This window comes from Acidobacteriota bacterium (assembly GCA_030774055.1).
In the GTDB taxonomy this organism is placed as follows: Bacteria; Acidobacteriota; Terriglobia; order Terriglobales; family Acidobacteriaceae; genus JACPNR01.
Map to the genome: position 1 here is coordinate 1 of JALYLW010000136.1, position 5,736 is coordinate 5,736.

Genomic DNA, 5,736 nt, shown 5'->3' on the forward strand with positions numbered 1-5,736 from the left:
CCTCTTCACTACGCGCTAGTAATCAAACAAAACAATGCGAGCGTAGCGAGCGTCCACTCTGCCGAAGGCAGGCGCGCAGGCGGCGCTATTCCGCCGAAGCGCCAAAAAACAAAACTACCCGAGCAACCGCTTCATCTCCATCCTGTTCCCCACCGGCAACTGCGCCATCGCGCCCCGGGCCAGCGCTCGATAAACCTCCAATGCTCCTGGCACTTTCCGCAATTCCTTCAAGTGACGCTTCACCGTGACCACGTCCCCGCGCTGGAGCGGCCCGCTGAACGCCGCCCGCGCCCCGTCCCGCAGATAATTCGCCAACGTTTGCTGCAGGATCGCGCGCATCACCTTGCGCGCCCGCGCCGCCGACAGCCCGGCCGCCCGTCCCACCTGCTCCGCCTGCGCCAACAGCATCACCAATAGCGGAGACGAGAACGATCCCAGCGCGTGATAGAGCGGCTTGCTCGCCTTGGCGATCGCAAACACCTCCCCGTCCATGTCGGCGACGATGCGCCGCGCGACGCCGACCGCCGGCGCGTCGCCCTCGACCGCAAACGTGAGCCCGCGCAGCTTTACCCGCGCCGACCCGACGAACGTCATCATGGGATGCACCGAACCCACGCTCGCCCCGCGCAAACGCAAAGCCCGCAGCTCATCGCTCGCGAGCGCGCCACTGGAATGCAGCACGACCTTCCCACGCCACGCATTCTTTCTGGCGATCGCCCGCGCAACCTCCGCAATCGCCGAGTCGCTGACACAAAGCCAGACCACATCCGCATCCAGCTTCGCGTCGGCGAACCCAACGGCGCGCGCCCGCGCGCTGTTTGCGATCGCGCGCGCCCGCGCGCGCGACTGCTTGCTCTCGCGGCCAACGATCTCAAGCACGCGATAGCCCGCGTCCGCTAGCGCGGGCGCCAGTGCCCGCGCCAGGTTCCCCGCCCCAATGATCGCGACGCTCGGCTTGTTCCGCTTCTTCACTGCGCGCGAGGATACCAGAACCGTTGTCATGATGAGCGAGGTCGCCGCGGCGACCGAGTCCGAACCATCCCTATCGCACCGACACTGCTCGCACGTGATAATGAAAAAGGCTTTGCGTCCTCCGCGTCCTCTGCGGTTGTCATTTCCGTTTGTCTGGCTATAGTGTCCCGCATGCCCAAGCGCGCCCGCGTCCTCTCCCGCCGCATCGTCTTTCGCGGACCAGTCTTCTCCGTCACCAGCGAGCGCGTCCGCGAGCCCAACGGCATCACCGCTCGTCGCGACGTCATCCATCACCCCGGCTCGGTCGTGATCCTCGCCGTGGCCAAAGGTAGGAACGTCAAAGACAAGAACGACGCCGATCATCGCGTCCTGCTCGAGCGCCAGTACCGTTATGCCGCCGGACAATACCTCTGGGAACTCCCCGCCGGCCGCATCGACCGCGGCGAGCGTCCCCTGACCGCCGCCAAGCGCGAGCTGCTGGAAGAGACGGGATACACCGCGCGCCGCTGGCGCCGTCTGCTCTTCTACTACGCCAGTCCCGGCTTTCTCGATGAGACCATGCTCGTCTACCTCGCCCAGGATCTCACCCGCGGACGCGCGCGTCCCGAAGCCGACGAATCCATCCACACGCGCTTCTTCTCGCTTGCCGGGCTGGTCAAGGCGGCTGCCGTCGGCAGACTGCGCGACGGCAAAACCATCTCCGCCGTTCTCGCCTACGCCGCCCAAAAAAATGAAGGACGGTCATCCCTGACGATGCTGACGATACGATCACACGGTTCGCTCTCGCAGCGCCGTTCACCCGCCAAGGTTTGAACCCACCTTCCATCGGCCTTCATCCTCGGTAGGCCTTTGGAGGCGGGCGACCCGCCCGCCACGCGCACCGCGACCGGCGTCCCGCCACGCGCACCCACGATTTACAATCCCCTTTCGTGCCCACCTTCGACAACAAGACCATCGCCGGCATCTTCTACGAGACCGCCGACCTCATGGAGGTCCGCGGCGACGACCCTTTCCGTATCCGCTCCTACCGCCGCGCTGCTGAGGCCATCGAGTCCCTCCCCACGCAGATCGCCGAGCTCGTGGCTGAGCCCAAGCGCCTGCTCGAGATTCCCGGCATCGGCAAGGGCATGGCCGCGAACCTCACCCAGCTTTTCGCGGAAGGTAGACTCGCGCTCCACACCGAGCTGCTCAACCATTACCGTCCGGCGATGCTCGAGTTGCTGAAGATCTCTGGTCTCGGCCCCAAGACCATCGCCCTGATATGGGACGCCTTCCAGGTCTGCGACCTAGACGGCGTCGCCCAGCTCGCCACCGCGGGCAAACTGCGCGCGCTGCCCCGCCTCTCGGAAAAGTCGGAGCAGAAGATCCTGAAGTCGATCGAGAACTACCGCCGCATCTCCGGACGCTTCCTGCTCGACGACGCCGACCGTACCGCCGAAAAACTCATCGCGCACATCGCCGCCGCGCCCGGCGTGGAGAAGGTCACCACCGCCGGCTCGCTGCGCCGCGGTAGGGAGACCGTCGGCGACCTCGACTTGCTCGTCACCGGAAAGATCTTCGCCGAAGCGCCGGCGCCGAAAAATAACGCACCGCAAAATAAGAAGACGCCCGCCAAGACGAATGGCAACCTCGCCAAGCGTCAGGCCGTGATCGAGCACATCCTCCGCGCGCCAGGATTGCTCGAGGTCCTCGCGCAGGGCGACAACAAGGTCAGCTTCAAGCTGCGCAGCGGGATGCAGGTAGACGTTCGCCTGCTGCCGCCCGATTCCTTCGGCGCCGCGCTGCAATACTTCACCGGCTCGAAGAACCACAACGTCACGCTGCGTCAGCGCGCGCTCAAGCAAGGCCTCACGCTGAACGAATACGGACTCTTCACCGTGAAGGGCGAGAAGCGCGTCGGCGGGACGACCGAGGAGGAGGTCTATGCGAAACTCGGACTCGACCTCATCCCGCCAGAATTGCGCGAGAACTGCGGCGAGATCGAAGCCGCCGCCGCGCACGCCTTACCGAAGCTCATCGAGCAGCGCGACATCCACGGTGACGTTCACGCGCACACCGTCGAGACCGACGGCAAAAACTCCATCCGCGAGATGGCCGAGGCCGCTCGCGCCCGCGGCTACAAGTACTGCGCCATCACCGACCACTCCAAGAACCTCGCCTTCGCCAACGGGCTCGACGACAAACGCGCGCTCGCGCACATCGCGAAGATCCGCAAGACCGGCGAGGAGATCGAGGGCATCACCGTGTTCGCCGGCATCGAGGTGGACATCCTCGAAGATGGCGGCCTCGATCTCGCCGTCGACACACTCGCCGCCATGGACCTCGTCATCGCCAGCGTCCACTCACACTTCAATCAGGACGCCGCCAAGATGACCGACCGCCTGCTGCGCGCGCTCTCCAACCCGCACGTTTCCATCCTCGGCCATCCCACCGGACGCCTCTTGCTCCGCCGCGACGCCTACGCCTTCGACCTCGACGCCGTGCTGCGCGCCGCCGCCAAAGACAAGATCGCGATGGAGCACAACGCCTATCCTGACCGCCTCGACCTCTGCGACACGCACCTCAAGCGCGCGAAGGAGCTGGGCGTGAAGATCGTCGTCAACACCGACGCGCACCACACCGCGCATTATGAAAAGATCCGCTACGGACTGCTCCAGCTCCGCCGTGCCTGGCTCACCAAGGCCGACGTGCTCAACACGCTCCCACCCGACCGATTCGCCAAAGCGATGAAGCGCGCGCTCTGACGCTCCATCTTCATGATGGGTCACGCTGAGTGACCGAGGGGCCCGGCGCTTTCTCCAGCCGGGGTGTCGGGCGCGAATCATCTTGGGTTCTCTTACTCCCCCCGTGTCGGTGGCGGGTTCTCGGCCCCCGTCTTCCGGGCGTAGACTTCTTTATCGCTTCCAGCATCTCAGGATTCAGCGAGGACACATGCCTGACCCCGTGACTCCCAAACCGCCCGACGCTGGCCACACTCCCATCACCGAAGAGATGGACTCGGCCAAGTGGACGCTTCCGCCCATCGTACCCATCCTCATCGCCGTCGCCGCCGTTGCCATCGTCGTCGGCATCGTCGCCTTCGCCAACCGGCAAACGCCCGTGCTCAATGGCGAGATCACCGACGTGCAGGCGGTCGAGACTTCCGCGGGACAGAGCACGCTCGTCGCCGTCAACGTGAAGGTGCACAACGCCACCGATCAGACCATCCACATCAAGTCGGTGACCTGCGCGCTGCAGCTCCCCGACAAGTCCGAGCCGCTCACCGACGAGGCCGCTTCCTACGTCGACTTCGAGCGCTACTACAACGGACTGCCCGCCATCCGCACCAACGCCATCGATCCGCTCAAGCCGGACGCCAGGATCCCCGCGGATACCGACCACTCCGGCCGCGTCATCTTCAGTTTCGCCATCCCGAAGGCGCAGTTCGACGCGCGCAAATCGCTCTCCATCAAGATCAACCTCTACGACCAGAACCCCGTCCTCATCACCAAGTGATTCTTTTGTCACTCTGAGCGAGGCCGAAGGATCCCAGCGCGCGAACATTCGATCTTCCGGGCAAAACAAAAGGCGCCTCGCGGCGCCTTCGTCATAAAGCAAACCAGAGTTCACTGCGCCGGGAACGGCGCCGACTTCGGCGTCGCCAGATATCCGGTGATCGAGTTCTTGTTCACCGCCGTGATCACCACTTCATAGAGCTGGCGCTCGCGCCCGCTGATGAACTGGAGCGGTTCGTACAGTGTGCGGTCCTTCTTCTCGATCGTCTTGTCGTCGGCCACCACGTTCATGGTGAACTTGCTCTTCTTTGGATCCGCCTTTTTCAGTTGCAGGCTGATGGTCGAGACCGGCGTCGGCCTCGCGCCCTTCTGCAGCGTGAACTCGTAATAATTCTTGTCGCCGCGATGCTTCAGCCAGTCCAGCTCTTCGCGCGTGCGCGCGATCAATCCGCTCTGCTGTCCCAGGTCGCCGACGGCGTGATCCAGCTTCATCTTGGTGGCTTCGAGATCGCTGCGCGTCGAGGCCACGTCGGTCTTCACCGCGCCCACGTCGGTCTTCACGCCCGCCACCTGCGTGTTCACCTCGCCGATCTGCTGCTTCTGCTGCTCCGTCAGCCGCGACTCGCTGGCGCGCTGCGCGCGCTGCAGCGTCGCGGTCCGCGCGGCCAGCTCTTTCTGCGTCATCCCTACCTTCGCCGCCAGCGTCTCGGTAGACGCCTTCAGCTTGGCGTCGGTCGCGTCTAGCCTCTTTTCCATCTCCGTCTGGCTTTTCTGCAGCGTGTTCAGACGGTCGTTCAGGCTGTAGCCGAAAACCAGCGACGCGATCACATACATCCCCGCGATCGCGATCAGCACGTATTTCAGCGGACTTCCGTCGTTCATCTCGACCGGTTCGTCGGACATGATTCTCCCCTCAATCTGTTTGGATGACGCGCAGGCTCATTGTTGTGCAGGGACTTTGCCCCTGTCAATCAGCGGCGCCGGCGGATGAAGGGTGGATGGCTCGATGCAGCGCGGTGGCGCAGCCGTCGCTGGCCGAGCAAAGCGAGAGGGCGCAGCGCGGGTGCCCGGCACGAGCCGGTGTTGCTCGTGTGGGGGGATCAGCAGATCCTAATGCGTCGCGCTAGGCCGCGGCGACGTCCGCTCTTCCCGTCCCAGCATGTGGAAATCGGCGTACTGGCGCGCGTTCTCCGCGATTGCCGTCCACGGCACTTCCAGGCCGGTGACGAACACCCGCTTGAATCCCACCCGCGCCGCTGCCGCGCACAAG

The 5,736-nt window shown here is 64.6% G+C and carries 5 protein-coding genes; 3 read left to right on the forward strand and 2 right to left on the reverse strand.

Annotation, left to right across the window (positions count from 1 at the left end; all coding sequences use genetic code 11):
• Window positions 1-114 precede the first annotated feature (114 nt).
• Window positions 115-972: a DUF2520 domain-containing protein gene (locus M3P27_11250; GenBank protein ID MDP9268883.1), complete on the reverse strand. Its 858-nt coding sequence runs from the start codon at window positions 970-972 to the stop codon at window positions 115-117.
• A 171-nt stretch (window positions 973-1,143) separates the two neighbouring features.
• Between M3P27_11250 and M3P27_11255 the strand changes: the two genes are divergently transcribed.
• From M3P27_11255 to M3P27_11265, 3 genes are all read left to right on the forward strand, one after another.
• Complete coding sequence (locus M3P27_11255; protein MDP9268884.1) at window positions 1,144-1,785, forward strand: NUDIX hydrolase; 642 nt, start codon at window positions 1,144-1,146, stop codon at window positions 1,783-1,785.
• 173 nt (window positions 1,786-1,958) lie between these two features.
• Window positions 1,959-3,716: a PHP domain-containing protein gene (locus M3P27_11260; GenBank protein MDP9268885.1), complete on the forward strand. Its 1,758-nt coding sequence runs from the start codon at window positions 1,959-1,961 to the stop codon at window positions 3,714-3,716.
• A gap of 187 nt (window positions 3,717-3,903) precedes the next feature.
• A complete protein-coding gene (locus tag M3P27_11265) occupies window positions 3,904-4,467 on the forward strand; it encodes a hypothetical protein (GenBank protein ID MDP9268886.1) in 564 nt (187 codons plus the stop codon).
• Window positions 4,468-4,577: 110 nt separating this feature from the next.
• Here the strand turns inward: M3P27_11265 and M3P27_11270 are convergent, their stop codons facing one another.
• Window positions 4,578-5,369, reverse strand: a complete 792-nt coding sequence (locus M3P27_11270) for a hypothetical protein (GenBank protein MDP9268887.1) — start codon at window positions 5,367-5,369, stop codon at window positions 4,578-4,580.
• Window positions 5,370-5,736: the final 367 nt, after the last annotated feature.